Raw genomic sequence first — 26,149 nt, 5'->3', positions numbered from 1 at the left:
CTGTTTGAGAACACTATTCTTCTTCAGTGTCTAAATCTTCTTCTATAACTTCCGTTTCATCAGGAAGAATTTCTTCTGGAGGAAGTTCCTCTTCTTCAATAGGAAGTTCTTCATCCTCTATAATGGGAACATCAGGAAGCCCAAAATCATCTACTTCTTCTTCCTGAGCATAACCTTCTGGGAACTCAATGTCTCCTTCATCTTCAACAAGTCGCGGTTTCCTTCGTATTTTGGGTGTGGTGGTAATCTGGTCACTGCTGATACCAATCCGTTCTAATTGGACATCATGACAATTGGGACACTTGAAATTAAATTTTTGAGCGCCCCATTCTACAAATTTTTTTCCACATTGAGGACAAATATATTTAATAGTGGGCATAGAAAAAGACACTTTCCTGATGTTTGTTTTATTTTTCTATTTTCAATTTTTTATGAAGTAGCGAAAAGAATATCGCAACCGAAGGGTCATTTTCAACCTCCAAATTACCCTTTTTATTTTTTTAGGAATTTTTTTATTCCCAAAAATTTGAGAAGAGGAAGAAGAAAGATTATAATTATATAGTGAAAATATTTTCACTATATAATAGAGGAGATTTACGAATGAAACCACGAATACTACATGTGGATATGGATGCCTTCTTTGCTTCAGTAGAACAGGCGGAACATCCTGAATTTCGAGGGAAACCTCTAATTGTAGTAACTAAAGTAGATAGTCCACGGGGAGTTGTTTCCTCTGCGTCGTATGAAGCAAGAGAATATGGAATCTCAGCGGGTATGCCTGTAGGAGAGGTTCGAAGGAAATGTCCCCATGCTATTTTAGTTCCTGGCGATTATGAAAAGTATGTATATACTTCAGAACAGGTAGTAAATCATCTCCATAATTTTGCTCCGGAAGTTATGGTGGCTTCTATTGATGAATCATTCTTGAATATTACAGGTTGTATCCATTTGTTTGGTTCTGAAGATAAATTGGCACTAAAATTAAAAAAGACATTAAGAGATAAAATGAAATTACCGTGTACTGTAGGAATTGCATCCACTTATATTGTTTCAAAAATGGCGGTAAAACAAGCGAAGCCAGACGGTTATTTATCAGTTCCTCCAGGGGAAGAATTGAAATTTTTATCTCCCTTACCTGTTCGATGTATTCCGGGTGTGGGACCTAAAGCCGAACAGGTTTTTCATTTTTTAGGTATATATACAATAGGTCAAATTTGGCAACTCTCTTTGGAAGAGTTAGAAAAAAATTTGGGTCTGAGTTATGGCTTCCACATTTTTCAATGGGCACGAGGCCGTGATGTAGAAAGGATAGGCTATGCAGATAATCCTCGTGTAATTTCAAGGGAAATTACTTTTGATAACGATTTAATCTACTGGAAAGATATTATTCCACAAATAGTGAAACTGTTAGAGGCATGTACTTATGAATTGAGACAAAAAAACATGAAAGCCCGAAGGATAACTTTAAAAATTCGTTATTCAGATTTCATTACAAAAACATTTTCATTTTCCTTCCCCTCCGCTACGATACTGGATAGTGATTTTATATCGGTATTACCTTCTCTTATTAAAAAAGCCCAGGAACGGAAATACCAGATACGACTGGTAGGAATTATCCTTTCAGAATTAGAGATACAAACAAAACAGGGGAACCTATTCTACTATTCACGGGAAGAAAAAATGCGACGCGTTTTAAAGTGTGTAGATGTTTTAAGAACGCATTACGGTTTTTCACTTATTCACTGGGCGTCTGCTTTAGGTATATCTACAAATCATTAAGAATTTCTCTGCAACCATTAAGAATCTGTTAATAACTATTTATATTTATCAAAACATATATAACTATAAATATAGTTATATATGTTTATATATATCATATTATATTTTTATATATTTATATTAAATCATTTGAAAAAGTAATGGGATTCTCTTCTTTAAATTATTGTTAAATAAATACTTGTAAAATTAAAAAAAGCCTTCTTGAATTTTTGTTTTTTACATGTTATATTTATCTTTTAGTTTCATTAAAATTAAATGAGAGTTTTGGGCTCTGGGGAGCTTTCGGGTGAATAGAATAAATTTGAAGAAAACGATTTTTAGATTAGGAAGGCATTTTGATGAATTTACATGGTGAAATAAACGATATTAATTATTCTTCGATGTTATTATACAAAGCGTTGGAAATACAAAAAGAAGCAAGCGATTTTGGATTTGAATGGAACGATGCTATCGGTATCTTAAATAAAATTCGAGAAGAATTGGATGAAATCGAGCAAGAAATAAATGCTCAGGATGTAGGAAAATTAAAGAAAGAAATAGAGGATTTATATTTAGTTTCATTACATTTGGCTCAGTATTTAAAATTAGACCCTATGGAATGTCTCTCTCTTTCTTATGAGACATTTCGGAGGCGTTGGGAAAAAGTTCAGTCATTGGTAACCGTTCTTCCGGAGTCTCCAGGAGAACGACTCGAATATTTGGAATCACTATGGACAAAGGTGAAACAGGAGGAGTAGGTGGCGTGATATCTTTATACATTACTAAATCAACGAAATAAAAATTTTTAATAAATAAAAAAAAATAAATTATGTAAGGAAAGAAAATATGTCCTTTCAAACGGAAGAATCTTTGTGGATTCAAGTGTTAGGTCGTCTTGAGGATATGTTAGAACCTCAAGTTTGTGAGCATTGGTTTTCTCATGTATCTTTCAATGGTTTTAATGGCGAGCGTATGGTTCTTTCTGTTCCCAATGAATTTTTTCTTTCCTGGTTGCGGGAACGGTACGGAGAGGTATTAAATAACGCTATTTATGAAGTTTTCCAGAAAGAGGTTCCGGTGGATTTCTGTATTCAGCCGGATAACAATGCAAAGACAGAGATTCGAAAAGATATTGCGAAGCCTGTAAAGGAATTTTCAGAGGAAAATGTAGAAAGAAAAAATCATAGAATTCCTGCGGGATTGAGATTAAATCCCAACTATACCTTTGAAAATTTTGTTGTAGGTCATGGAAATGAGTTTGCGTATGCGGCAGCAAAAGCCGTTTCGGAGAGCCCGGGTCGAAATTACAATCCACTGTTTATCTATGGTATGACGGGATTGGGTAAAACCCATCTGATGCAGGGAATCGGACATCAGTTACTTCGTAGGGATAGTTCGAAAAAAGTAATGTATGTAACCTCCGAAGAATTTACCAACGAATTGATTATGAGCATTTCGGAAGGAAGTCAATCTCGTTTTCGCGAAAAGTATCGGAAAGTAGATATTCTACTGATTGACGACATTCATTTTATTGCTGAAAAAGAAGCCACCCAGATTGAATTTTTCCATACTTTTAATGAATTATTTGACCAGCATAAACAGATAGTTCTTTTATCCGACCGGAGCCCTAAAGAAATACGCGGTGTAGAAAGTCGTCTTGTTTCACGGTTCGAGTGGGGACTGGTAACGGATATACAACCTCCGGATTTTGAGACACGGGTAGCCATATTAAAAAGTAAAATGATGCAAAAGGGATATGAAGTAGAAGATGCTATTTTAGAATATATAGCCCGTTCCGTTACTTCCAATGTCCGTCAATTAGAAGGGGCATTAACCGGGGTTATTGCTTTGATGAAACTTCGGGGAAATAACAAAATTACATTAGAACAAGCAGAACAGGTAGTTCGAGATATAGAAGACCGAAGTAATGTTTCTACCATTACTCCCGAATCTATTCTTCGTGCTGTGGCAGAGTCATTTGATGTGCGGCTGGTTGATTTGAAAGGAAGATGTCGTAAAAAACAATATGTTTTGCCCCGTCAAATCGGTATGTATCTATGTCGTTTGCTAATACCCAGTCTTTCCCTGAGTTATATTGGTGAATTATTTGGAGGAAAAGACCATACTACTGTATTACATTCCTGTGAGCGTGTAGAACAGGAACTGCAAAAGAAAGGTGAAACCTATCGAATGATAGAATCGTTATTAAAGAAATTAAAAGGTGAATAAATTCAGGAAATATTGACTAAAAAACTTGAAAAAGTGGAATAAAATTAATTATACAAGTGGTTATTGACTTAAAAAGATAAATATGCTATAATATAGCAATTTTTATGAATTTTAATAAAGGTTTGTTTTTTAGAATTTGAACCCATTAAGTAAGAAGGATTTGATGATGGCGATATTAGATTTAGTTTTATACCCCGATGACCCATTAACATCTGTCGCAGAACCTTTTGACCGTATAACATCGGATGTGATGGATTTAGCTCAAGATATGTTTGAAACAATGATAGCCTATGAAGGAGTGGGATTAGCGGGTCCTCAGGTAGGCGTTTCCAAGCAAATTATGGTTGTTCATGAACCCGAAAGTAAGCCTATGTGTCTTATTAATCCTACCTTAATTCTTCAAGGGGAACGCATTGAAGGTGAAGAAGGATGTTTGAGTTTGCCTAAAATTTATGCAGTTGTCCCTCGTGCGTCGCGTATAAAAGTAAAGGCATATAGTCCTCGGGGTAAGAAATTAGAATTTGAAGCCGAAGACTTTTTAGCACGGATTATTCAACATGAATATGATCATTTACAAGGAATAGTCTTTTTAGACCGAATTGATATTATTACTCGTGAAGAAAAATATCAAGAATGGTTTGAGATTCGCAAAAAACTGTTGTCTGAAGTACAGCAGGGTTAATATTCTCCATTAGCATAATAAGCAATATATTTGTCTATTTTTTATGTTACTGAATAATAAACTTTTTGATAATTTGCTAAATGCCTTTCGAACATTACCGGGGGTAGGGAAAAAAACAGCAGAACGATATGCCTTACATATATTATCTTCTACAGAGGAAGAAATTCATACCTTTGTAGAGACTATATCCCAAATTAGAAAACAGATAAAGCGTTGTTCCGAATGCCAGGATTTTAGTGATACAGACCCCTGTGTTATATGTGTTTCCACCGAGAGAGATGGGGATTTGCTATGTATAGTCGAAAAGCCCTCAGGCGTTATGGCTATAGAGCGTTCAGGGGGATATCGGGGGAAATACTATGTTCTGAATGGATTGTTAAGTCCTTTAGATGGGATTGGTCCGGAGGAATTAGGTCTTTCACGATTATTTCAAAAAGTGATGAGCCGTAAGGTTAAAGAAATTATTATTGCTACGAGTGCTACGAATGAAGGAGAGGCTACTGCTTTGTATATAGCCCACCAACTTAAACCTTTAGGAATAAAAATTACACGGATTGCTCACGGTGTTCCTATGGGTGCCGGTTTGGAACTAACAGATGATTACACATTAAGACAGGCTCTTGAAGGTCGCAAACCTTTAGATGGGTAAACAATACCAATTAAAATCTTTCTATATAAATAAATGCAAAGAGTGGAAAGATTATTTATACTGAGGAAGATAACCTGTAATTACTTTTTCCTCTTATTTCTTAATACTATGTAGATAGTACCACCGAAAAATATAATTGTTATTATAATTCCAACAATTAATCCCAATAAAAAATTATTCTTTTCTGTTTTATTATTAGTTATCTCTGGAGAAAGAGCACTTGTGTTTTGTTCGGATTCTTTCAATGTAGAATCTATTATTTCCATGTTCTTTTTAAATAATTCAGCAAGTTTGGGGTCTTTATTCTTCAATTCTTGAAATAGCTCTTTTTCGGACATAATAGGGGTATTAGGTTTCAAACCCATACCTGTCATTGCCATATTTTTTCGTGATTCTGCATCTAACAATAATTGGGAAAAATAACTTTTTCTTATATCTCCCTCAGGGACTTTGTATTTTTTTAACAATTCGATTATCTTATCGTATAACTCATTGGCTTCAGCATAGAGTTTTCTCTCAAGATAAACATCAGCAAGATTTTTTAATACATTTAACAAATCAGAAACATCTGAAAAGTCCTTAATCTCTTTTTTTTCAAATTTATTACGCAATTCTTCACCTAATTTTATAACAAAGTCAGTTTTTCCTAACATTCCGTAAATATTAAACAATTGGAAATTAACTTTATCTTGAATTCCTTCAGAGTAGTAATTTCTATTTCTTCTCAAGTCCTCTAATATTTGCATGGCTTTTAAATTTTCACCAGCCAGCATAGCAGTATTTGCATACTGATACATTGCAAGAGCATAGTCGTCTGATTCTACAGTGCCTATATCTTTTATCATTTCATCCATATATGAATATGCTTTTTGTGGTTGATTCTGAATCATACATATCTCTGCTAAATCTGAAAGTAAAAATTTTCTTGATTCAGGTGAGATGTTATCTAATATTGAATTAGCAACTGTGTAATATTTATTTAAAAAATCTTCTTCACTTGAATTTTTATCTGTGTCTTCAGTTTTACTATTTATTTGTTGCCTTAAGACAATCATAGCTGAAATAAATGGGACTTCTAACTCAGGATTTTTAATTGCATTTTCAGCAAGTAACTTAAATGCATCTTCATATTTATTCTGATTTATTAACTCTCTTGCTTCTTGGCATTGAGGATTATTCATAACCTGACTGTAATATACAAATAAATCCTCAATGTATTTATTTGTTGCTGTATCTCCGATGCCTGTAATTAAAAACATAAAAACAACCAATCCCATACTTGTATTATTCTCCTTTTTTATTTGTTTGTATTATCTTCAAAGTAAAAACAGAAAATCAATTACATATTAAAGACATGTAGGATTATATGGGTTGGCACAGTAAGGACAGGTACTTGAACCGTAATATGGAATTCCACATTCACCAAGTACTTTACAAGCATCTAAAATATATATAAGCGATGAATATTTTTTAAAACCCATTAAATCGGTACATGGAGTCTGGTATTCTGAACACGGTGTAACGAGATCTTTAGGATTAAAACACATTTTATAACACTGGACTTCCCGCACGATTAAACGATAATAAGGTCCTACTTTTAAAGTACTTGTTTGACATCTTTGCAAATTGCAAATTGCCTTAACGCCTGCTTCTACAGAGACTGTTGTCTGACTGTTATAGGATACACTACCGTTTGCTCCTAAACTAAAACCCTCGGGTAATGTAATTCCAAAATTAATACCTGATTCGCACATCCATGTACCTACAGACACAGTTTTTTGAGATACATATAATTGACATGTATAACTGGGAGAACAGCAATTAGCAGTTCCTTCACAACTCGCCCAGGAAGACGGCATAAAATCATTGTAAGTAATGGTTGCCCATCTTTCTAATTTTAGAACAACAGGGGGACACAAACCACAAAGTACTCCACATGGTGGTTCATTTTCTGCGTATATTGTTGTTGTGACCTGTAGTAAAACTAAAACAAACAGAGCAATTAAACTTTTAGTACGCATTGTTAAATCTCCTTTTGTTAAATTTTTTTAATTGGTTAAATAATGTATCTACAATCTCTCGACAACTAAAGATAGTTTATCATTTTTTTTTTTGCATGTCAAGTGATATCTGAAGATTTTAAATAGGGAATACCGCAACCTTTTTACACAACATAATGAGTGGTAAGAATGTATTATTTATGTTACTTTTTGCATCAATAAAAAAGCATTTGAGTAAACGATAGGAATTTAAAAAATTATATTATTATAGATAGTTATGACAGTATTGTTTTTAATTTAAACAGAGAAATAAAAATTGGGGTAAATATTTGATAGTGATAAACAATAAAAATATCAAGTCTTTTTCTTTTTACAGAACTACTATATTAGACCTACAGTGTAGAGTGGTTTATTATCAACAATTTTTTAGTAAAAGTTTAAATCTAATCCTTATGTAAATTCCTTTTATCTTTTACTAGTGTTTTACAGTGTAAGTAATGTATATGATGGAATTTTCATTTGATGAAAGATGCCAGTTGTGTTCGTAAGAAGTTTTCGTAATTCTTCAGTTTCAAATTACCTGTTAATGCGTTTTGATTGGAATCCCAGGATAATTTTCCTTCTAAGGTCATTCCAAATTGATTTTTTAAATAATCCTGAAGCATTGGAAAACCCATTCCTCCAAGGAAGAATTCTAATTGTCCCTGTGCTTCAGGCTCTGCCTGCAAACTTACTTTTACATCCATTTCATCTGGAGTAGGAGTAGTATCCATAATAATATTTAATTTGCGAAGTTTTTTGGCGATTTCATATATCATACCAGCAAATTTGTTGTTTTTTAGTTCTTCCTCCCAGTTGATTCCCTGAGCATTCATGATACAGGCCGTCCAGACGAGAAAATCTCCGTTTGTTAAATCCATCTGGATTTCACAAAGGTGTTTGGATTGGGAATCTAATTTTTGAATAGGTTTGTTTTCAATTTTCCAATCTTGTAAAACATGTTCTTCTACACCTTCGGGAATTTTAATAGAGCCCGATAGAGACAGATACCCGCGCTGAGGAAATTGTAATCCATTTTTATCCCATTCAATTTGTTGAATATTTTTCCACGGTTGGGAACTTTGAAGAATTTCATAAGCAATAGGTCCCAGTCGTTTTTCATTGATTGCCAGCGTAAACGAAACCTTGTTTCGGGCAAATTCGGTTGTTGCCCAGAAACCTAATTCATAAGGAAGAGCCATAGGAATGGTTGTTTGCGGTAGAGGGATGGGTGTATTTTTTTTCAATTGTTCCCAGGGAAGCACCCTTTCTAAAATGGGTGAAGCAGGCGGTATCCGAAGGACTATCTGACAAGTGGCACGGTCAGAAAAACTATCCGGAATAGGGATATAAGGAGCACGGGATAAACCATAACTTTTACTAATTTGCCATGTAATTATTGTTATCAAAAGAATCAATAAAACCACAAACACGAGAACTGAAATAAGGCATCCTTTTTTGAATTGTGGACTCATCGGTATTTTCCTTCCGTTCTGGGTTGGAATATGTTAACATTAAGTGAATATACATTTTACAGAAGTTATGAATAACATTCCAACTTTTCTAATCCGAAAAATTGCCGAGGGCTCTTTTTAATCGTGTTTCAAAATCATAAAAACGAATTTCCCAGTTCAAATCCTCTGATGAGGTAGTTTCATTTATTTCCAGTTGTATGGGCGATGGAAGTTGAGATTGTGTCCATTCATGAAAGGTAAGAATGCCCTCTTTTATCTCCATTGTCCCCGTAGGAGTTATGGGATGTATTATGAGGGTTCCAGCAACAAGATTATCTTCTATAAGATTTAAGTTAAAATAAACCCAGTCTGTATTATTCAAAGCTCTTTGCCATGCGGGTAAGTAGGCATTGTTCAATCGAGGAAAACAACGAACAAGACTATCAAGAATGTCTGTGGCATTCTGTTCACGGTTTATCCAGAGAAATTCAAGGAGATGTTTGTTTTTTAACAATTTTGAAGAGGAAGAGGATTTGTAAGTGTTTATTGAAGTTGAGGATGTTTTCTTATAAACAAATCCCTCGTTTATCCATAAATCTCGTTGTATATTAGAAGATAGGGGACTTCTCCAGTTAATAAAACAAAATTCGTTTAAGAAATGAGAGGAATTAAGTTCTTCCATAAAAGCAGTGCTGTTCCTTTTTTCGCGAATAATAAGATGAGTTTCAAATCCAGTGCCGGGGATATAGTCAAAAAGTAATGAAAATTCTCGGGGTAGATTATGAAACCAATCTAATCTGATAGGTCCGGGTTGTAAGGATGTAAATCGGGGTATTTGTTTTATCCATCGAGTTGCTGTAGGGGCTAATTTCCGAATGTATTTTTGAACTTTATAAGGTTGTAAGATAATATACCCCGTTGTAGTTTCCTGAATGTATTTTTTATATGCCGTGGCTCGTGAAAAGATAGGTGAAACAAATATCCAGGAGAGCCACAATATCAAAAGGAGAAAGAAAAAAAGAAGTAAAAAGAAAGGGTTTCTCATTTTATTAAAAATAATGTTCATAAAGAATCCTTTTGAGAATTATAATAAAATGCCGGATATAAGTGCAGAGGACAGAAATGTTCTTTCAGGTAAAGTCTTAACGCAGGATTGACTACATGAGTCCAGAGAAAAATGTTTTTTATATTTTGTTGTTGAATTAAACGATACCATGTTCGAAGTAATTGCGTAGCAATTCCCTGTCGTCGGTATGAGGGATGGACAGCCAAATGAATAAGACAGGAACTTTGTATTCCGGTGCAATTTCCTAAAAGAATTCCAATACATTCATTATTTAATTTGTATTGAATAGCCGTTGGAAATTCCGTAGCCTTATGAGCACTTATTAGGTTTCCCAGAGATTTAAACCCATCGTATTCATTCCGAACTTCTGGATGAAGATATTTCCAATGCGTATGCTGGTATGCTGATAGCAAACACCGAAAAGCAGAAGGGATTTCCTCAGCAGAAACGAAGGATATATTTTTCTCCGAAACTTCAGCAATATCATCTTTCGATAATTCCTTGACCATAATAAGACGGGGTATACATCGAAAAGATAACGGGCATAAAATCCTGTCCAAAAAAAGGTGTATAGGAATCGGAATATCAAAAATAATTTCTTGTATTTGATGGTCTTTCCAGTGGAGAACAAGTTCTTTAATTAAAACTTCCAACTCATTCAGATTATCTTTTTTAAGATACTCTAATAGAAGGACTTCACGGCGGGTATCTTGGTCATTAGAAGAAACAATCATGAAAAGAGAGGGATTTTCTTTCGAATAAGAATCCTGAAAACATTCAATAGAGGGAAACTCCATGAGGTACTTATAAGCCGTTGGATTTAAGAAAGGGAGAAATTCATTTATATATTTACCAAAATAATAAGATTCATTGCGGATAATATTTCTTAAAAACAGATTAAAATTTTTTGGGAGTTTTTTTATGGATATGAATGTCATTCTTCTTTTTCCCTTTCCTTTTATTTTATCATTATATATATGATAGAATTTTCAAATCGAAAGTATATAAACCTTTAAAAGAAAGGGACGAAAATATGCGTAGTGATGTTTTTAAAAAAGGTTTTGAAAGAGCTCCACATCGTTCATTATTGTGGGCTACAGGTAAGATAAAAAGTTCATCAGATTTCAATAAGCCTTTTATAGGTGTATGCAATAGTTTTGTCGAAATTATTCCCGGTCATGTCCATCTCAATGTATTAGGTCAGATTGTTAAGGAAGCCATTATTGAGGCAGGAGGAATCCCCTTTGAGTTCAATGTTATTGGCGTAGATGATGGTATTGCTATGGGACATGGGGGTATGAAATACAGTCTTCCTTCCCGTGAATTAATAGCCGATTCCCTTGAAACTATGGTAAAAGCCCATCCATTTGATGGATTGGTGTGTATCCCCAATTGTGATAAGATTATTCCGGGAATGTTAATGGGAGCCGTTCGGTGTAATATCCCGACTATATTTGTTTCGGGTGGTCCCATGCGTGCAGGCCGATTAAAAGATGGAAAGGTTGTAGATTTAATAAGTGTTTTTGAAGGAGTGGGTAGATACAAACAAGGAAAATTGACAGATGCCGAATTAGAGGAATTAGAACAAAATGCATGTCCAGGATGTGGTTCTTGTGCGGGAATGTTTACAGCCAATTCTATGAATTGTTTGTGTGAAGCCATTGGTATTTCCTTGCCCGGTAACGGTTCTATTCTTGCGGATACCCCCGAAAGGAAAGAGTTGGTTCGTAAAGCAGGTACCCAGATTTTGAAACTTATTGAAGCAGACCTAAAACCCAGGGATATTATCACAAAGGAAGCCATTGACAATGCTTTTGCTTTGGATATGGCGATGGGTGGTTCTACCAATACAGTACTGCACACCTTAGCTATAGCTCATGAAGCAGAAGTAGATTATCCTTTTGCACGAATCAATGAAGTTTCTGCCCGTGTTCCTAATATTTGTAAAGTTTCACCCTCGTCCCAATATCATATGGAAGATGTAGACCGTGCTGGTGGAATATCGGCTATACTTGGAGAATTGTCTCGTAAAGAAGGGGCATTACATCTTAATTGCAAAACAGTAACATTGAAAACTTTAGGTGAAAATATTCAGGGTTGTCGTTCAAAAGATACCGAAGTAATCCGTACCCTTGAGAATGCATATAGTCCTACGGGAGGATTGGCGATTCTCTTTGGGAATTTAGCCCCCAACGGTTCTGTAGTCAAACAGGCAGGTGTTGACCCGTCTATATTAAAACATACAGGACCTGCAGTTGTTTTTGAGAGCGAAGAAGAAGCCATGGCGGGCATTTTGAGTGATAAAGTTAAACCCGGAGATGTCGTAGTAATCCGTTATGAAGGTCCCAAGGGAGGACCTGGTATGCGTGAAATGTTAGCCCCAACCTCCGCCATTATGGGGAAGGGTTTGGGAAATTCTGTAAGTCTAATTACTGATGGTCGTTTTTCTGGTGGAACCCGTGGAGCCTGTGTAGGGCATGTAAGCCCTGAAGCAGCTGCAGGGGGACCTATAGCCCTGGTTCAAAATGGAGATAGGATTGAAATTGATATACCCGCACGAAAAATAAATCTATTGGTAGATGAGGCAGAATTAGCCCGAAGAAAAGCACAATTGCCTCCACCCCCTGACCGTAAACTTACAGGATGGTTAAAAAGATACCAAAAATTTGTTATGAGTGCAGACACCGGTGCCGTTTTTGAATGTTAAACCCTGAAAATTTGAGAGATAAAAAATTCAATTTTTCAGGTATTTTATGAATATAAAAAGGACACAGAAGTAATAGATAAAGTTTTAAAATATTCTGTGTCCTTTATTTTCTTTATTAACAATAAAAATTTAATGAGTTTTAAAAAGTATTGGTAATTATAAGATGGAAATAATAAGAGAATGGTTTGATTTTATTCAAAGGGGATTTCCGTGGAGTAGAAAGAGAGAAGCCATTACAGAGGAAGATTTAAAGAAATTAGAACCTTATAAGCAGAGGCACAATATTCCAGATGCCATAAAAAGATTAACAGAAGAATCCCAGATGAAAGGAGGAAATTTTCGATTTGCTGTATTTGGGGATACGAGAGGTGATTATCGAGTAGCACGGGATATTATTCTATCCATAGCAGAAAAGAAACCTTCTTTTGTTCTAATGACAGGAGATATTGTCCGTAGAGGACGTGTAGAAGAATATTTAGCCCATCATTTGCGTATGGCAGAGTTGATTTATCCTATTCCTGTGATTCCTGTTCCCGGAAATCATGAAGAGGGACCTGACCGAAAATATACCGCGTTTTTAAAAATATATCAGTGCGATCGATTTTGCTTTGATTTTGGACCGGCTCGATTTATCGGTTTTAATAACAATTTGTTTGGGTCGTTTACACGAGAACAATTGGATTTCTTGGAACAGCATTTGAAAACAGATGGAGTAAAATATCGTTATGTTGTTATGCACAAACCCCCGGAAGACCTTCCTGTATTTGTAAAGACAGAGGAAGGAAGGGGGGTGCATCGCAATACACGAAAATTTTATAAAGTGATGAGAGAAAATAATGTTACAGAGGTGTTTATGGGGCATGTGCATGGGTTTGTAACAAAAACTATAGATGGAGTAAGATATACAATAACAGCAGGTGGTGGTGCACGGTTGGAAAATCGTTTGAGTACAGAACATCAAATTCATCATTATCTCTTATATGAGGTAACTCCAGAAAAGATACATTGTGAACGGATGGAATGGAAAGAAGGTGAATGGCAACGGGTCTCTGTGAAATATATGTAGAAAATACAAGACCCCGAATATCTGTTTTAAGGGAGGGGATTCATGAATATGAAATCCAGCAGGCATGGTTAAGAAACATAACATCGGATAGAGAATGGCAAACTCAGGAGGGACATCAGGTCCGTATTTTATCCCCCGGATACCCTAATGCGTATGGGGGACCGGATTTCAAAGATGCTTTGCTGGAAATCAATGGATTGGCTTTTCGGGGTGATGTAGAAATTCATCAAGAAGCGGGGGATTGGTATCAACACGGACATCATAAAGATAGCCGATATGACCGCGTTCTTTTACATATTGTTTTATCTCAAGAAAAAAATTTTACCACAGCCATTACTTCCAAAGGTCATGCTATACCAACCTTAATATTGCCTTTATTTTATCAAGATAAAAAATTTTATTTTACAGAAAATATTCAGCCCTCCAAACATACTTCCTCTTTAGAAATCCCTCCCTGCCTCGAACATATTCAGTTTGATTATGAAGTTTTCGTTCGCGTACTGGCTCAACAACGGGTTTTTAATCGGATAGAGCAGATGCGGAACCGTTTCCGTGAAGTATCCCTTGACGAACTTATTTATGAATTTCTTTTCTATGGTATGGGAATGGGAACGAAATATGCCCCTTTATATCTGAAATTGGCACGATATATTCCCTATCCCAAGGCAAAGGAACAATTAAAAGAAGATCCGCGTATTTTAGAATCTGTTTTATTACACGCGATAGGATATCTTCAAACAGGGGTAAATCGAAGAAATCCCTACGCTTTAGTTTTGGAAGATATTCGAAAGCAATATGGACAGGATTGTTCTCCTATCGAAAATCTTCAAGAAGATAATTCATACATCATATCTTCGGTATATCCTAACGCCAACCCTGCGTTACGAATTGCCTTCATGGTAAGTTTCTTATCAAAAATAGAAGGTTCCCTATCCGAATTTTTATATTCTCTGGCAAATCGTTATATCTCAACAAACCCTTCCTGGATTTTTTGGGAAAATGTGTTTTATGTCTATCATTACTATTGGTCTTATTATAATAACTGGGAAATGAAAAGAAATCAGACCCCACATGCTCTCATGGGAAGAGAACGGATGTATTCTATATTAGGTAATATATGGGTTCCCTTTTTCTTGTTTAGTATTCAGGAAGGACTCTGGGGACAAAGAGAAGAAAAAATATGGGATATGTATTATCACTTACCCGGTGAAAACAATCACTGGTTGTTAAAAAGAATGAAGAAACATGCCGAATTTTTATTTTCACGGAAGTCTCTGAGATTTTTTGAACAACAGGCATTAATTCAATGGTACAAAACAGGTTGTTCCATTCATCCTCAATGTATAGATTGTCCCTGGCAAAAAGGACTTTATTAACAAATCCCAAAAAGGATTCCTCCGGGTCAATCGGGATACTCTAAATTCTGGGTAAAACTTATTTTTCGCAAAAGTCGTTCTTTTCTTTTGATAATCTGAGTATTTTTCGGTTCTATTTCTAAAGCTTGTTCTGTCCAATACAAAGCCTGCTCCAATTGTTTTTGTTGATGTTCATAAAGTTTTGCTAACTCAATTTTTGGAAATACGATTTCTTTTTCTTCCCTCGCCCATTGAATAAGGGTTTGTTCCCGTTCTTCTATCTTTTGGAGTTTTCGATAAACTTCCGAAAGTATTTTCCAGCACTCCGCCCGTATGGCTGGATAATCGGTTTGCTGGAGTAAATCCTCCGCTGTTTCAATCACATCCGAATAATGGCCGCATTTCATTTGCAATCTTATGAAGGCACAACGGTCCAGGATTTCTTCAAATCCCTGTCCTTTAGGAATCTGAACGCGTTGAGCAAGCCATGCCATAAGCCCTGCTAAGGACAGAATATCCTTCTGATTGTGTTCTAAGATACGCGGTATCCAGTGGGATTGACCGGTATTAATATAATTCAGCCATAATCGAGGAATAAGAGCCCCCGGCACATCTCCCTGCCTTCGAATATTTAGAATGAACCGCTCTACCGTATTTAACGAACAGTCACTTAAACGACGATTCCAGAATCTTCGGGCAACATGCATCAAATCAAAATGGGATAGCGTTTCTCCATGAAAGGGAAGACGATTCATCCGATACCGATTTCTCAATAACGGCAGGTCAAAACATTTACTATTGTATCCTATAAATAGAGAAGCGTTTTGAATTCGTTCGTCCAGTGCTGTTAAAAGGGCAGGTTCGTCATCATAATCCCTCATAAAAAATTGTTCCAGATGAAAGTCATTACCTACAAAATATCCAATACCTACAAGAAAAGCAACTGTACCTGTTCCTCCAAAACATGAGGTTGTTTCGGTGTCAATAAACAACGCTTTTTCTGGATTAAATTCGGTTATTTCATTCCCCGCTGAGGATATTTTTGCCTCATGTAGGGAGAACCTTAATGCATCCGATAGAAGAACCTCGCCATAGGTATAGGGATGAGGGTATATTTCAGAAAAATAAAGACAATGACTTGTTCCTCCACCTATAAGTGTTCCCCCTATAGGTTTTTTTTGGGGTGGAAATGATTGCTTTTCAGAGGTGGAGGTAGGTATATCGGGTGTTATGCCGAGGCGTTCACGCAATTTTTGAAGTAAAGAAGAAGTTTCCGAAACTTTTGATGACTCTGAAAAAGTATCTGTGGAAAGAGTTGGGTTTGTGGCATGTTGTTTCTTTTCTTCCGAGGGTTCCTCCGGGGTAGGAAGTTGAGATGCTTTTACCAATCCCAATTTCTCTGCTAATTTATCTAACGAAATATCTTTATTCATATCCATTATTGTTAATTCTTTAAAAGACGATGTTGTTCTTTTTTGCTCTGTATTAGAATTCGTGCTAATTGCAGGGCATGTTGTTTTCCCATATGTCCGACCTCGATTGCAGGACCGACACAGCTTGGACAGCCGTTTTTGCAGGAACAATTTTCAAGTAAAGAAAGCCCGGCCGATATTAAATCATAATGCTGATGAAAAATCTTTTCACTAAATCCAACTCCACCCGGATATCGTTCATATAAAAAAAGAGTAGGCTTCTGTGAAATAGGGGCTTTTAAGATAGCATGGGCACGGATGTCCGAAGGGTCACAGAGAACTTGAACAGGTGCCACCTGCCGTAATGCGTTTACCAGAGATACTAATGCATCACCAAGATTTTCTATAGGTATTTTCGCCTGTTGAATTAGAGCATCAGACAGTTCCATCCAGTATCCTAAAGTATGCATTGTTTGTTCCGGAAGATGGATTTCTCCCCAGCCAACATTTTCATGTGTCCCAAATTTTATTTTTTTGTATATGGTGGGCAACCATGTAACCTTTATTTCTCCCCATACCCGGCTATGCAAAGGTTCTTCCTTTTGTTCACAAATATTCAGAATTCCTAAATCTACCTTTAATTCTGCATCGGTATAATAATCTGTTTCTACAGCACGAGCGTATGCTTTTCGGTCTTCCATGTCGAGGTGTTCAATGGTATAGGTTTCACTTTGGTGCATATAGATGGCATTTTCATAGATTTCAGAAGGGGCTGAAAAATAATCTACTTCACCAATAACCCGCCCATGATTCTGGCTGTCGAGGATAACTACATTTCCCGGAGCGGCTGTCCGAAGGCTAATATCCTGCGCAGGATACGACTCCGCACTCCAGTGCCATTGTTCTCTTACTTTATGGAGTATCCGTTGCTCTTGCAGATATTCTAAAATTGTTTGAGTGGAATGAGAATCAATACCAAAAGTTTCCCCTTCAACAAAAGGAAGTTCAAAAGCAGAACATTTTAAATGGCTGGTTAAAATATACAGATTGTTAGGGTCCAATGTGGCTGTTTCTGCATTTTGCCCGAAGAAATATTCTGGGTGAGTGATAATAAATTGGTCTAAGGGGGAACTGGATGCCACCAGGATAACCAGGGATATTCCCTGTCTTCTACCTGCTCTTCCAGCCTGTTGCCAAGTGCTGGAAATGCTTCCAGAATAACCCAACATAATACAAGCATCCAGAGAACCAATATCAATTCCTAATTCCAGTGCATTTGTACTTATTACGGACAATATTTCTCCTTTTCTCAAGCCTTCTTCAATAGCCCTTCGCTCCGTGGGAAGATAACCTCCACGATAGCCGCAAACACGTTGGTCATTAATATTCATTCGGCGAGCGGTGTCTTTAAGATAGGTGGTAACAATTTCTACCTGAAGTCTACTTCGAGCGAAGATAATGGTTTGAATATCCTTAGAAATCAATTGGGATGCAATTCGGGTAACCTCTTTGGTAGAAGATTTGCGAATTCCCAGTTCAGCATCAATGACAGGAGGATTGTAAAAAAGAAAATGTTTTTCACTTCGAGGAGCTCCATTGCGGTCAATCAGGGTTACCGGTTCTTCTATTAATTTTTCTGCCAGTTCTTTCGGATTGGCAATGGTAGCACTACAACAAATAAATTGAGGTTTGGAATTGTAAAAATTTGCGATTCGTTTAAGCCTTCTCAGGATATTTGTTAAATGACTTCCTAAAACACCCCGGTAATAATGAATTTCATCAATCACAACATACCTCAAATTTTCGAATAAATGTATCCATATCGTATGATGGGGTAGTATTCCTGTGTGGAGCATGTCCGGATTGGTTACAACAATTTGTCCTGCACTGCGTATGGCTTGTCGGGCTGTAGTAGGCGTATCCCCATCAAAGGTATAAGTCTTAATACCTAATTTGAGGGTATCATTTAATTCTTTAAGTTCATGGACCTGGTCCTGAGAAAGGGCTTTTGTAGGAAAAAGATATAATGCCCGTGAATTGGGATTAGCCAAAATAGATTGTAATACGGGAAGATTGTAACAAAGGGTTTTTCCGGAGGCTGTAGGTGTTACAATACACAAGTTTTCTCCACGGAAGGCCGATTTGACGGCTTCTGCCTGATGGGTATATAAACGATGGATTCCACGATATGCTAATGCAGAAATAATCCGTTCATCCAGACCTTCCGGGAATTCCTCATACCTTGCGGGTTCCGCAGAAATGATTTTCCATGCCGTCAGGTTCTGTTTAAAAGAAGAATTATTTTGTAAATGGTCTATAATCTGAGCAATATTCATGGATACATACAACCTTCCTTTCCTTTCATTTTAACAAATCTTATGCCAGAAATGTTGGTAAGTATGTAAACAATAATCAGGAGGGTTGCCAATGCTGTAAAACAAATTGAATAGCTTCTTCGTGTGTTTTGAGAGTTCCTTCAAACTGGGCATTTTCTACCTCATTTAAGATGGTGCGAAATAGAGGTCCCGGAGAGAAACCTAAACCAATCAAATCCTTGCCTCGAAGTAAAGGTTGATATTGAGGAACATTTTGTAGAAATATCTGGTAATCTTTTTCTATAGACTTTATAGAAGACAAATCTCCTGAACTGGACTGAATATCAATTTTTACCAATTCTAAAAGGAGAGGGAACAGGGAATTTTTGAACAATCTTTTTCGGGTACTTTCCCTCATTTGGGGGTATTGAAGTAAAGTCATGTGATTTTTTATTAACCAGGCTACATCTTCAATTTCCGAACGGGAGAATCGTAATCGTTCCATAATTTGTTTTGCCATTTGGGCACCTAGGGCTTCGTGTTTTGGAAATCGGATACGGTCTGTATAAGTAAAGGTCTGTTTTTTCCCAATATCATGCAAAAGCACAGCCATGGCTAATACGGAGGATGGATTTTTTAAATATTTTAGTGTCAAGAATGTGTGGGATAAAACATCTCCTTCGGGATGATATTCTTTATCCTGTTCAATACCTTTAAGTGCTGAAATCTCTGGAAGAATTTCTACAAGCAAGCCGGTTTGGTCAAGAATTTTAAATGCCCAGGAAGGATTGCCTTCTGTAAGGATTTTTATCAACTCATCGCGTATCCGTTCGGCTGATACTTTTTGTATTCCCGCATGAAGTTTTTTCATCGCTTCCAGGGTATTTTCTTCAATTTTGAAATTGAATCGGGCGGAAAATCGTGCGGCCCTTAAAAGACGAAGATAGTCTTCAGAAAAATGATGATAAGGATTACCAACGGTTCGAATAATCCCCTGATAAATATCCTCTTGCCCTCCTACATAATCAATAATTTCATTTGTAGATGGGTCAAAAAATAAGGCATTAATAGTGAAATCCCTCCGTTGAGCATCTTCCTGAGGTGAAGAAAATACCACAGAAGATGGATGTCTTCCATCCAGATAAGGACCATCAGAACGAAAGGTAGTTACTTCATATTCTCCCTCGGGTAATAAAACACGGACTACACCAAAATGTTTCCAGAGCATAATAGAGTTCGGGAAATGACGGTGTATTTCTTCTGGAATAGCATTAGTAGCAATATCATAATCAATTGGTTTTCTTTCCATTAAAAGGTCACGAACACAACCTCCAGCAAAATAGGCTATATAGCCTTTTTTTTGAAGGGTACTACATATTTGTCGTGCCCCTTTTTCTAACAATAAATATTTGTCTTTTTTCCCGTTCATATTCTTTTATTCATTAAAAGTTTAATTTCTCGAATAAATCCATCCTACAAGGAACAAAACCAACGCAGAGACGGCGAAACTCAGTATCTGATATATTTCTGATGAAATATATTGAAAAACGAAGAAGGTACGTAAGAGGGTAACGAACAATACACAGAAACCTATCCAGCGGTATAGGGATTCCTTTAAAATCATCCCTAAAAACATGACACCCAGACCTGTAGCAAGCCAATAAAAAATCAAAAAATTTTTGGGAATACAAACGAAACCAAAGGATAAATGAATCAGTACTATACTACCTAAAAACATAATGCGAATCATAGTATCTGGAAAATCAGTTCGGGAGATTTTCTTTTGTTTGTAGTATTTAATGCGTTCAGAAATTATGAGAACAAGAGAAAGAAGTAACGAAAATAGAAAGATAGGCAAAGAGGTATATTCCTTCGGAATTTTAGAAAGATAGATAAGAAAGTATATGACGGATGTTAAAATTAAAGATATTCCGGACACGGAAAAAGAAGGAAGTTGGGTATAGGTGCTAATAACATAGATAACAAGTCCTAATAAAGAAACGATGACTGGAAATATCTGAGGTGTTGTTATTTGATTGATTACAATGAGGGTAATAAGTATGCTGCTAATATAAGGAAGTATAGACAGAATAAAATGTATATTGTCGTCCTCAGGGTGATGAATTCTATTTAAATACTTCTCCCACGCATAAGCACCAATATAAGATATAAATGCAAGAGGAAAACTCATAGATAGAAAATAGGGAAGTTCATACAACGACTGTTGGCTTGTAAAAAAATAAAACAGATAACATGCTTATGCGGAAACCAGTAAAAGAACCCCACTAAACTCAATAGAGGGTGTTGAGGAAATAAGTCCTATGCCTAACAATAGGAGAAGTTCCGTAGTTAAAACAAGAGGGAGACGAAGGTCATCTATAAAATCTACAACGGTAAGTAAAAGGATAAGTAATGATGCCACGCAGGAATGTAATACCGACATCAATAGGGGGGAAAACTTCCACTTGATATTGGAAATGTGAATCTCATAACTCCACTCCGGAACAGGATTTTGTTGCATGGAAACAAAATGTTCATAGAACCATGCTATAACAAATAAAAATAATGATGTACCCCATATTGCAAACCAGTTTGTTGGAATAAAATAGCCCATAAGGAAAACATTTCCCGAGGCCTTAATAAAAGAGATGCCCCAGAAAAAGGTGACCCAAAGAAGGAAGAAATTCATTACTCGATATACAAGATACCCACTTCTTTTATGAGCCAATGCCAATGCCAGACATTCAACGGAAAGGGCTATTAAAAGTTTTTCCCCCGAGAAATACGATTGAATAGCAAGGGTTATCATTATTACTGTTTTTATAATAAATACCTGAAAGATGTAGTTGTTGCGAGGTCCTGTGAAGTGGGCTATGAGAGTAAATGTTAAAAGCATTAAAACAAAACCGGTGCGGAAGAGATATTCATACGGTAGATAGTATGTTCTCACAGCATAGAAAGTAAGACAAAAATATATAGCCGAATTAAGACCTACTAAAGGGGCAATCCCTTTACGATACTCACCTCGTTTTCGGGCATCCATAATACAGGTTATGGAAAACAAAAGAAAACAGGTAGTTAGGAAAAAAAAGGAAATCCAAAAATAGGCTTTTTCAGGGATATGAAAATAAGTATGAGGATTTAAATAAAGAAAAACATAAAGATAAGTTGCGTATGATGCAATAATCCCTGTCCAGGAGAGGAAAAACCAGTTATGAATTAGGTGGAATACAAAGGTAATAAATGCTATGGTTATACTGGTGAGTAATGCATAAGAAAGCGTTCTTATATTCGGCTCGTTATAGCAACTCAAAGCCACTGTGTAATAAGTTAGAAAAAGACCAATCCCGGCAATGGTAGAACTTTTTCTCTTATGAGCAATATAAATAAGAGGAAATAGACAGAGTAAAAGTATAGGAAAGCCTATGAGGAGAGAATAATAACTTTTGTGGAAAAAAGGAAATAGATGTGTTTGTTCTATAAATAACCCGGCGTAAGTTGTAAAATAGAGCCCCGTTAATCCACAACTCAGGATAACTTCAGAAAAGATGTTTTTTCGGCGACTCAGCCATTCCCCCAGAATAAGCATAATTGAAAAGGTATAACCTATGATTATTTTTTCTCGTATTCCTATACCGGCAGAGTAAAAAGTAGTTCTTGCACCCAGAACCACAGCCGTCATGACTAACAAAGCACCTATTCGACTTGCCCAGACAGAACCTATTTTCTGCTCCAAATCCTCTTTCGAGTTTATTTTCATTGCAGATTTAACTCGGGACAATAAGGGGTTGTAAGGAGAAGGTTGGGTTGTTTCGGATATAGAGGGTGTTATAGGGGAAGTTTGTTGTTGGAATTCTGCCTCTGAATATTCAGAAACATTGCCTGTATGATTGTTTATATCTTTTTCGCGAATTAAAGATTCCAGTTGTTGAGTTAACTGTCTTATTTGTTCTTCTAATTCTTTTATTTTCTTATCGTTTTTACCCAAATGAAGTTAACCTTTATAAAAATTCCTTTTAACTATCGTTTCTTATTGTGATTATAATTATATGTTGCACTTAGAAATATTGTATTTTATAATGTTTATTAATTTCTAAATGAAGATATTTATTAAGGAGGAAGACGGATGACAATTATTGCCGTTTTATTAATGCTTTTAGGTTTTGGTACAGGTCTGGCTATTTTTATGGGAGTTTTGCCAGAATCTCTAAGAGTTTTATCAAGCCAACCGGTGTGGATTTTTTGGATTGTGGGAATTATCGGAGTAATCTTAGCGGTTTTAAATAGAAGGCCTCATGACTAAAAATAGATTATTATATGAAATGGAAATCTTTGCATGAAACCATGGGCGTTTGTTCAATGTTCAGATTTACATCTGGGCTATGACCCAGATGGAGTATGGAATAATCGTATTCTTACTACAAAATCGTTCGATATATTCCAATGCTTTTTGAAGGATGTTCCGGCATATTCGCCAGATTTTATCATAATTACAGGCGATATTTGTTCCTGTGAAGACGATATTATTCCTAAAAAAATAAAGAATCTCTTTAATTCGCTGGGGATACCGTTGTATCTTTTAGGTGGAAACCATGATTTAAGCACTCATCAAATTCGGGAACGAGAATTAAAATGTTTTGATAAGGAACTTCCAGAGGGTGCGTTTACTTATGCATTTACTCATAAAAATTTGCGGTTTTGTATGCTGGAAGTAAGCTGGAAGTGGAATGACTCTTCTGTTCATGCCGTTCGTGACCCGGAACATACTATTAATATGAAAGAAAGTCATAAAGGTTATCAGTGGGTTTTATCTAAGGAACATTTACATTGGTTGGAAAATGAGTTAAAAGAACATAAAAATTATCCAATCGTAGTTTCCATCCATACCCCTTTATTTCCGATTCCAGACAGGTGTAAATTCGAAGGATATAAGGATAGTGGTATTTTGTCAAATGCAGAAGAAGTGCAGGATTTATTGGTTAAGCATCCCCGTCCCTGTATTATTCTTTCAGGACACATGCACATGAATTATGTAGTCCGTTCTAAGAATATTGTTCAGATTACTACATCTGCTTTGTGTGAATATCCTATCGAATTTCGAAAGTTTTCCGTGCATACCCATAAGATAGAAGTCCATACTTTTGGTTTATCCAATACAAATTTTGCTCAACAATCATTGATTCCGGGAAGAGAATCGGTACAAGGACTAACGGAAGACCGAACATTTATTATAAATCTTGAATAAATTCTCACATGTCTTTATCTAAAGTTCTTATTGCAGGTGCCGTATTATAAGGAATAGAATTGCCGGAATAACCTGAAGAGGGTAATTGGGTTGGAGCAGGCTGTTCTACTGCTTGAACGGAAGGAGCCTGCGTGGCAGGAATGAAATAAAAAAGAGCTAACATAAGAAATAGAATTCCAGCAGCAATACTTAAAACACTCCAGAGAAGTAATTTTTTTTGGTGTTGTTCTTTTTTAATGCGCTGTTTGATTTTATGAATGGATTGTACCTGTTCCCATTCCGTTATCATTTCTTTACCTGTTTGGGAATTGTGCCAGGCAATAACCTGTTCCATTTCCTGCCAAAAAGAGAAATAATCGTTACAATCGGAACATTTCTGAATGTGGGCTAATACTTCCTGCGTAGGTTTTCCCTGAGATAATTCAATTTGTTCCACTACAGTTTCAAATTGAGGACAGTTGATTAACCTTTTATTGTCCTCAAATAATCCTAAAATCTTGATGTCTTTCATATCTCTTTTCCTGTGATTTGTCACTAATCCTTATGTATTAAAGTTCCTTAAAGGATATATTCATTTTTTTCATCTGCTCATAAATCTTTCTTTTGGCTAAAGAAAATCTACTTAAAACAGTGCCTAACGGGCAGTTTAATTTATCCGCTATTTCCTGAACACTCCAGCCTTCCAATCTTTTTTGTAATACAATACGCTGGGGTTCCGGAAGTTGTTTAACGAGAATATTTAAGTATTCGTATTCGATATTATTATCTATACTTGAAGAATCGGAGGTGTTTGGGAAGAGGTTATCTGAATTTTCAAAAGTTTCTATAGAAATTTCTCGTTCTTTACGATTTTTCTCTTTCCTTAAAATGTCTATACAATGGTTTCTGGCTATCGTCATGAGCCAGGAAACAAAATAAGTTCCATCCGCACAGGTATTTATACTTTTCCATACTTTTATAAACACTTCCTGTGTTGCTTCTCGGGCAATATCCGGATTATATAATTTCTTTATACATGTAAAATAAACCATATTGTAATATCTTTTTGTCAAAATATCGAAGGCTTCTTCATTGCCTTTTTTTATCTGTTCTACAAGATCTCTGTCCTGTATATCCTCCTTGGAAGTTATTATTTCTCTATCTGTCATAGACGAAAGTCCTGGGGTTTTTATTCAATTAATTTTCTCGTTGAACAATAAAATGGCAAAGTTTTATTAAAGAATCTTTGTAAATACTATCCGGTAATTGGTTTAATTCTTTTATTGCTGTAAGTTTAAGTCGCTCCGTGTATTGTAATAAGTCTTCTTCTATTTTATATCTCTCTATATTTTGTTGTAGCCATTGCTGTTCTTTTTTATCTATGGATTTTCCAAAAATATGTAGTAAAAATAATTCCTTTTCATTATCTGTTAATTTATTCCAGAGAGTTAAAATCGGCAAGGTAACTTTTTGTTCGGATATATCGCTATATCTGGGTTTTCCTAAAATATTCGTATCCTGGGTTAAATCTAATAGGTCATCAATAAATTGAAAAGCAATTCCAATATTCTCACCAAAACGAAATAAGGTTTTCATAACAGGTGATTTTTTTATAAGTGCAGGCGAAGAAGCGGCACGAGCGAATAACATAGCTGTTTTTCTACGGGCTAACTCTGTGCAATCTTCAATGGTAAAGTTTTCTATTGATTTTGCAAAAAATTTTAATTCGCCTTCTGCCATTTCTCGAACACATTGAACCGCATTGATGATAAGTTCATAATTTTCATAAATTCCTAAAAGTTCAATGGCTCGTGCAACCAGATAGTCCCCACCCAACACTGCAGCATGATTATCCCAGAGTGTATTTAAGGATTGTCCTCCCCGTCGAAGAACGGCTCGGTCAATTACATCATCATGTGTAAGAGATGCCAGATGAAGTAATTCAAAAGCAGTCCCTAAGGATACATAGGTATTTATATTTTTCTGTCCAATAGCCCCTGCACTTAATAAACATATAGCAGGTCGAAGCAATTTTCCTTTTGCCTTAGGCGCCATAGAAAAATCTATATTAACAAGTTTTAATGCGTCTTCCCATACTTTTTGAACCTCTTTTGCAACTTCTGATATGGCTTCTTGAATAGGTTCATATATGTCAGATAAGTTTAATACCATCTTCTTCCTCTAATTTCTACA

The 26,149-nt window shown here is 35.9% G+C and carries 24 protein-coding genes; 10 read left to right on the top strand and 14 right to left on the bottom strand.

Annotated elements, in window-relative coordinates:
* Window positions 1-13: 13 nt before the first annotated feature.
* Complete coding sequence (locus tag PLA12_01375; GenBank protein ID HOQ31141.1) at window positions 14-379, bottom strand: hypothetical protein; 366 nt, start codon at window positions 377-379, stop codon at window positions 14-16.
* 221 nt (window positions 380-600) lie between these two features.
* On the opposite strand from PLA12_01375, the gene dinB reads away from it, so the two are divergent.
* The 5 genes from dinB (at window position 601) to recR (ending at window position 5,318) form a co-directional block, all read left to right on the top strand.
* Window positions 601-1,779 (top strand): DNA polymerase IV, encoded by a 1,179-nt coding sequence (gene dinB / locus PLA12_01370; GenBank protein HOQ31140.1) that lies wholly within the window; start codon window positions 601-603, stop codon window positions 1,777-1,779.
* A gap of 338 nt (window positions 1,780-2,117) precedes the next feature.
* Entirely contained in the window at window positions 2,118-2,516 is a 399-nt protein-coding gene (locus tag PLA12_01365; protein ID HOQ31139.1) for a MazG nucleotide pyrophosphohydrolase domain-containing protein, read from the top strand.
* A gap of 88 nt (window positions 2,517-2,604) precedes the next feature.
* A complete protein-coding gene (gene dnaA / locus PLA12_01360) occupies window positions 2,605-3,987 on the top strand; it encodes a chromosomal replication initiator protein DnaA (GenBank protein ID HOQ31138.1) in 1,383 nt (460 codons plus the stop codon).
* 166 nt (window positions 3,988-4,153) lie between these two features.
* Window positions 4,154-4,669 carry a peptide deformylase gene (def, locus tag PLA12_01355; protein HOQ31137.1) on the top strand — a complete coding sequence of 172 codons (516 nt, stop codon included), beginning with the start codon at window positions 4,154-4,156 and terminating at the stop codon, window positions 4,667-4,669.
* Window positions 4,670-4,712: 43 nt separating this feature from the next.
* On the top strand, window positions 4,713-5,318 hold the full coding sequence (gene recR, locus PLA12_01350) for a recombination mediator RecR (GenBank protein HOQ31136.1): 606 nt from the start codon (window positions 4,713-4,715) through the stop codon (window positions 5,316-5,318).
* Between the two features lie 80 nt (window positions 5,319-5,398).
* Here recR and PLA12_01345 read toward each other — a convergent pair whose 3' ends face one another.
* The 5 genes from PLA12_01345 to PLA12_01325 form a co-directional block, all read right to left on the bottom strand.
* Window positions 5,399-6,595, bottom strand: coding sequence for a hypothetical protein (locus PLA12_01345; protein ID HOQ31135.1), 1,197 nt, complete (start codon window positions 6,593-6,595; stop codon window positions 5,399-5,401).
* Between the two features lie 69 nt (window positions 6,596-6,664).
* Window positions 6,665-7,339, bottom strand: coding sequence for a hypothetical protein (locus PLA12_01340; GenBank protein ID HOQ31134.1), 675 nt, complete (start codon window positions 7,337-7,339; stop codon window positions 6,665-6,667).
* A 494-nt stretch (window positions 7,340-7,833) separates the two neighbouring features.
* Window positions 7,834-8,832 (bottom strand): hypothetical protein, encoded by a 999-nt coding sequence (locus tag PLA12_01335; protein HOQ31133.1) that lies wholly within the window; start codon window positions 8,830-8,832, stop codon window positions 7,834-7,836.
* Window positions 8,833-8,920: 88 nt separating this feature from the next.
* Window positions 8,921-9,877 (bottom strand): hypothetical protein, encoded by a 957-nt coding sequence (locus PLA12_01330; GenBank protein HOQ31132.1) that lies wholly within the window; start codon window positions 9,875-9,877, stop codon window positions 8,921-8,923.
* On the bottom strand, window positions 9,874-10,815 hold the full coding sequence (locus PLA12_01325) for a GNAT family N-acetyltransferase (protein ID HOQ31131.1): 942 nt from the start codon (window positions 10,813-10,815) through the stop codon (window positions 9,874-9,876). Before PLA12_01325 ends, PLA12_01330 begins: the two co-directional genes overlap by 4 nt.
* A 95-nt stretch (window positions 10,816-10,910) precedes the next feature.
* Here PLA12_01325 and ilvD point away from each other — a divergent pair, with 95 nt between their 5' ends.
* From ilvD to PLA12_01310, 3 genes are all read left to right on the top strand, one after another.
* Complete coding sequence (gene ilvD, locus PLA12_01320; GenBank protein HOQ31130.1) at window positions 10,911-12,584, top strand: dihydroxy-acid dehydratase; 1,674 nt, start codon at window positions 10,911-10,913, stop codon at window positions 12,582-12,584.
* 163 nt (window positions 12,585-12,747) lie between these two features.
* The gene (locus PLA12_01315) at window positions 12,748-13,650 is read left to right on the top strand and encodes a metallophosphoesterase (GenBank protein ID HOQ31129.1); all 903 of its coding nucleotides are present in this window, start codon (window positions 12,748-12,750) and stop codon (window positions 13,648-13,650) included.
* The gene (locus tag PLA12_01310; GenBank protein HOQ31128.1) at window positions 13,620-15,026 is read left to right on the top strand and encodes a DUF2851 family protein; all 1,407 of its coding nucleotides are present in this window, start codon (window positions 13,620-13,622) and stop codon (window positions 15,024-15,026) included. Before PLA12_01315 ends, PLA12_01310 begins: the two co-directional genes overlap by 31 nt.
* A 26-nt stretch (window positions 15,027-15,052) precedes the next feature.
* Here PLA12_01310 and PLA12_01305 read toward each other — a convergent pair whose 3' ends face one another.
* The 5 genes from PLA12_01305 to PLA12_01285 form a co-directional block, all read right to left on the bottom strand.
* Entirely contained in the window at window positions 15,053-16,444 is a 1,392-nt protein-coding gene (locus tag PLA12_01305) for a ribonuclease H-like domain-containing protein (GenBank protein ID HOQ31127.1), read from the bottom strand.
* A 5-nt stretch (window positions 16,445-16,449) separates the two neighbouring features.
* Window positions 16,450-18,753: a DEAD/DEAH box helicase gene (locus PLA12_01300; protein HOQ31126.1), complete on the bottom strand. Its 2,304-nt coding sequence runs from the start codon at window positions 18,751-18,753 to the stop codon at window positions 16,450-16,452.
* A 76-nt stretch (window positions 18,754-18,829) separates the two neighbouring features.
* Window positions 18,830-20,161 carry a CCA tRNA nucleotidyltransferase gene (locus PLA12_01295; protein HOQ31125.1) on the bottom strand — a complete coding sequence of 444 codons (1,332 nt, stop codon included), beginning with the start codon at window positions 20,159-20,161 and terminating at the stop codon, window positions 18,830-18,832.
* Window positions 20,162-20,182: 21 nt separating this feature from the next.
* Window positions 20,183-20,923 carry a hypothetical protein gene (locus tag PLA12_01290; protein HOQ31124.1) on the bottom strand — a complete coding sequence of 247 codons (741 nt, stop codon included), beginning with the start codon at window positions 20,921-20,923 and terminating at the stop codon, window positions 20,183-20,185.
* A 66-nt stretch (window positions 20,924-20,989) separates the two neighbouring features.
* On the bottom strand, window positions 20,990-22,720 hold the full coding sequence (locus tag PLA12_01285; GenBank protein ID HOQ31123.1) for a hypothetical protein: 1,731 nt from the start codon (window positions 22,718-22,720) through the stop codon (window positions 20,990-20,992).
* Between the two features lie 138 nt (window positions 22,721-22,858).
* Between PLA12_01285 and PLA12_01280 the strand changes: the two genes are divergently transcribed.
* Window positions 22,859-23,035: a hypothetical protein gene (locus PLA12_01280; protein ID HOQ31122.1), complete on the top strand. Its 177-nt coding sequence runs from the start codon at window positions 22,859-22,861 to the stop codon at window positions 23,033-23,035.
* A 33-nt stretch (window positions 23,036-23,068) separates the two neighbouring features.
* On the top strand, window positions 23,069-23,977 hold the full coding sequence (locus PLA12_01275) for a metallophosphoesterase (protein HOQ31121.1): 909 nt from the start codon (window positions 23,069-23,071) through the stop codon (window positions 23,975-23,977).
* A 4-nt stretch (window positions 23,978-23,981) separates the two neighbouring features.
* Here the strand turns inward: PLA12_01275 and PLA12_01270 are convergent, their stop codons facing one another.
* The 3 genes from PLA12_01270 to PLA12_01260 are packed head-to-tail and all read right to left on the bottom strand — an operon-like array spanning window position 23,982 to window position 26,128.
* Entirely contained in the window at window positions 23,982-24,488 is a 507-nt protein-coding gene (locus PLA12_01270) for a hypothetical protein (protein HOQ31120.1), read from the bottom strand.
* A 37-nt stretch (window positions 24,489-24,525) separates the two neighbouring features.
* Window positions 24,526-25,125 carry an RNA polymerase sigma factor gene (locus PLA12_01265; GenBank protein ID HOQ31119.1) on the bottom strand — a complete coding sequence of 200 codons (600 nt, stop codon included), beginning with the start codon at window positions 25,123-25,125 and terminating at the stop codon, window positions 24,526-24,528.
* A 28-nt stretch (window positions 25,126-25,153) separates the two neighbouring features.
* Window positions 25,154-26,128: a polyprenyl synthetase family protein gene (locus PLA12_01260; GenBank protein HOQ31118.1), complete on the bottom strand. Its 975-nt coding sequence runs from the start codon at window positions 26,126-26,128 to the stop codon at window positions 25,154-25,156.
* Between the last annotated feature and the right edge of the window lie 21 nt (window positions 26,129-26,149).

It is taken from the genome of Candidatus Hydrogenedens sp., from assembly GCA_035378955.1.
Lineage (GTDB): Bacteria > Hydrogenedentota > Hydrogenedentia > Hydrogenedentales > Hydrogenedentaceae > Hydrogenedens.
Note: the sequence above shows the minus strand (reverse complement) of the source record. Positions and strands in the feature narration are given on the sequence as shown.

What these genes read in the sequence shown, in the direction of transcription:
- PLA12_01375 (HOQ31141.1), bottom strand. Translation starts at nt 379, where the DNA reads ATGCCCACTATTAAATATATTTGTCCTCAATGTGGAAAAAAATTTGTA.
- dinB (HOQ31140.1), top strand. Translation starts at nt 601, where the DNA reads ATGAAACCACGAATACTACATGTGGATATGGATGCCTTCTTTGCTTCA.
- PLA12_01365 (HOQ31139.1), top strand. Translation starts at nt 2,118, where the DNA reads ATGAATTTACATGGTGAAATAAACGATATTAATTATTCTTCGATGTTA.
- dnaA (HOQ31138.1), top strand. Translation starts at nt 2,605, where the DNA reads ATGTCCTTTCAAACGGAAGAATCTTTGTGGATTCAAGTGTTAGGTCGT.
- def (HOQ31137.1), top strand. Translation starts at nt 4,154, where the DNA reads ATGGCGATATTAGATTTAGTTTTATACCCCGATGACCCATTAACATCT.
- recR (HOQ31136.1), top strand. Translation starts at nt 4,713, where the DNA reads ATGTTACTGAATAATAAACTTTTTGATAATTTGCTAAATGCCTTTCGA.
- PLA12_01345 (HOQ31135.1), bottom strand. Translation starts at nt 6,595, where the DNA reads ATGGGATTGGTTGTTTTTATGTTTTTAATTACAGGCATCGGAGATACA.
- PLA12_01340 (HOQ31134.1), bottom strand. Translation starts at nt 7,339, where the DNA reads ATGCGTACTAAAAGTTTAATTGCTCTGTTTGTTTTAGTTTTACTACAG.
- PLA12_01335 (HOQ31133.1), bottom strand. Translation starts at nt 8,832, where the DNA reads ATGAGTCCACAATTCAAAAAAGGATGCCTTATTTCAGTTCTCGTGTTT.
- PLA12_01330 (HOQ31132.1), bottom strand. Translation starts at nt 9,877, where the DNA reads ATGAACATTATTTTTAATAAAATGAGAAACCCTTTCTTTTTACTTCTT.
- PLA12_01325 (HOQ31131.1), bottom strand. Translation starts at nt 10,815, where the DNA reads ATGACATTCATATCCATAAAAAAACTCCCAAAAAATTTTAATCTGTTT.
- ilvD (HOQ31130.1), top strand. Translation starts at nt 10,911, where the DNA reads ATGCGTAGTGATGTTTTTAAAAAAGGTTTTGAAAGAGCTCCACATCGT.
- PLA12_01315 (HOQ31129.1), top strand. Translation starts at nt 12,748, where the DNA reads ATGGAAATAATAAGAGAATGGTTTGATTTTATTCAAAGGGGATTTCCG.
- PLA12_01310 (HOQ31128.1), top strand. Translation starts at nt 13,620, where the DNA reads ATGGCAACGGGTCTCTGTGAAATATATGTAGAAAATACAAGACCCCGA.
- PLA12_01305 (HOQ31127.1), bottom strand. Translation starts at nt 16,444, where the DNA reads ATGGATATGAATAAAGATATTTCGTTAGATAAATTAGCAGAGAAATTG.
- PLA12_01300 (HOQ31126.1), bottom strand. Translation starts at nt 18,753, where the DNA reads ATGAATATTGCTCAGATTATAGACCATTTACAAAATAATTCTTCTTTT.
- PLA12_01295 (HOQ31125.1), bottom strand. Translation starts at nt 20,161, where the DNA reads ATGAACGGGAAAAAAGACAAATATTTATTGTTAGAAAAAGGGGCACGA.
- PLA12_01290 (HOQ31124.1), bottom strand. Translation starts at nt 20,923, where the DNA reads ATGAGTTTTCCTCTTGCATTTATATCTTATATTGGTGCTTATGCGTGG.
- PLA12_01280 (HOQ31122.1), top strand. Translation starts at nt 22,859, where the DNA reads ATGACAATTATTGCCGTTTTATTAATGCTTTTAGGTTTTGGTACAGGT.
- PLA12_01275 (HOQ31121.1), top strand. Translation starts at nt 23,069, where the DNA reads ATGAAACCATGGGCGTTTGTTCAATGTTCAGATTTACATCTGGGCTAT.
- PLA12_01270 (HOQ31120.1), bottom strand. Translation starts at nt 24,488, where the DNA reads ATGAAAGACATCAAGATTTTAGGATTATTTGAGGACAATAAAAGGTTA.
- PLA12_01265 (HOQ31119.1), bottom strand. Translation starts at nt 25,125, where the DNA reads ATGACAGATAGAGAAATAATAACTTCCAAGGAGGATATACAGGACAGA.
- PLA12_01260 (HOQ31118.1), bottom strand. Translation starts at nt 26,128, where the DNA reads ATGGTATTAAACTTATCTGACATATATGAACCTATTCAAGAAGCCATA.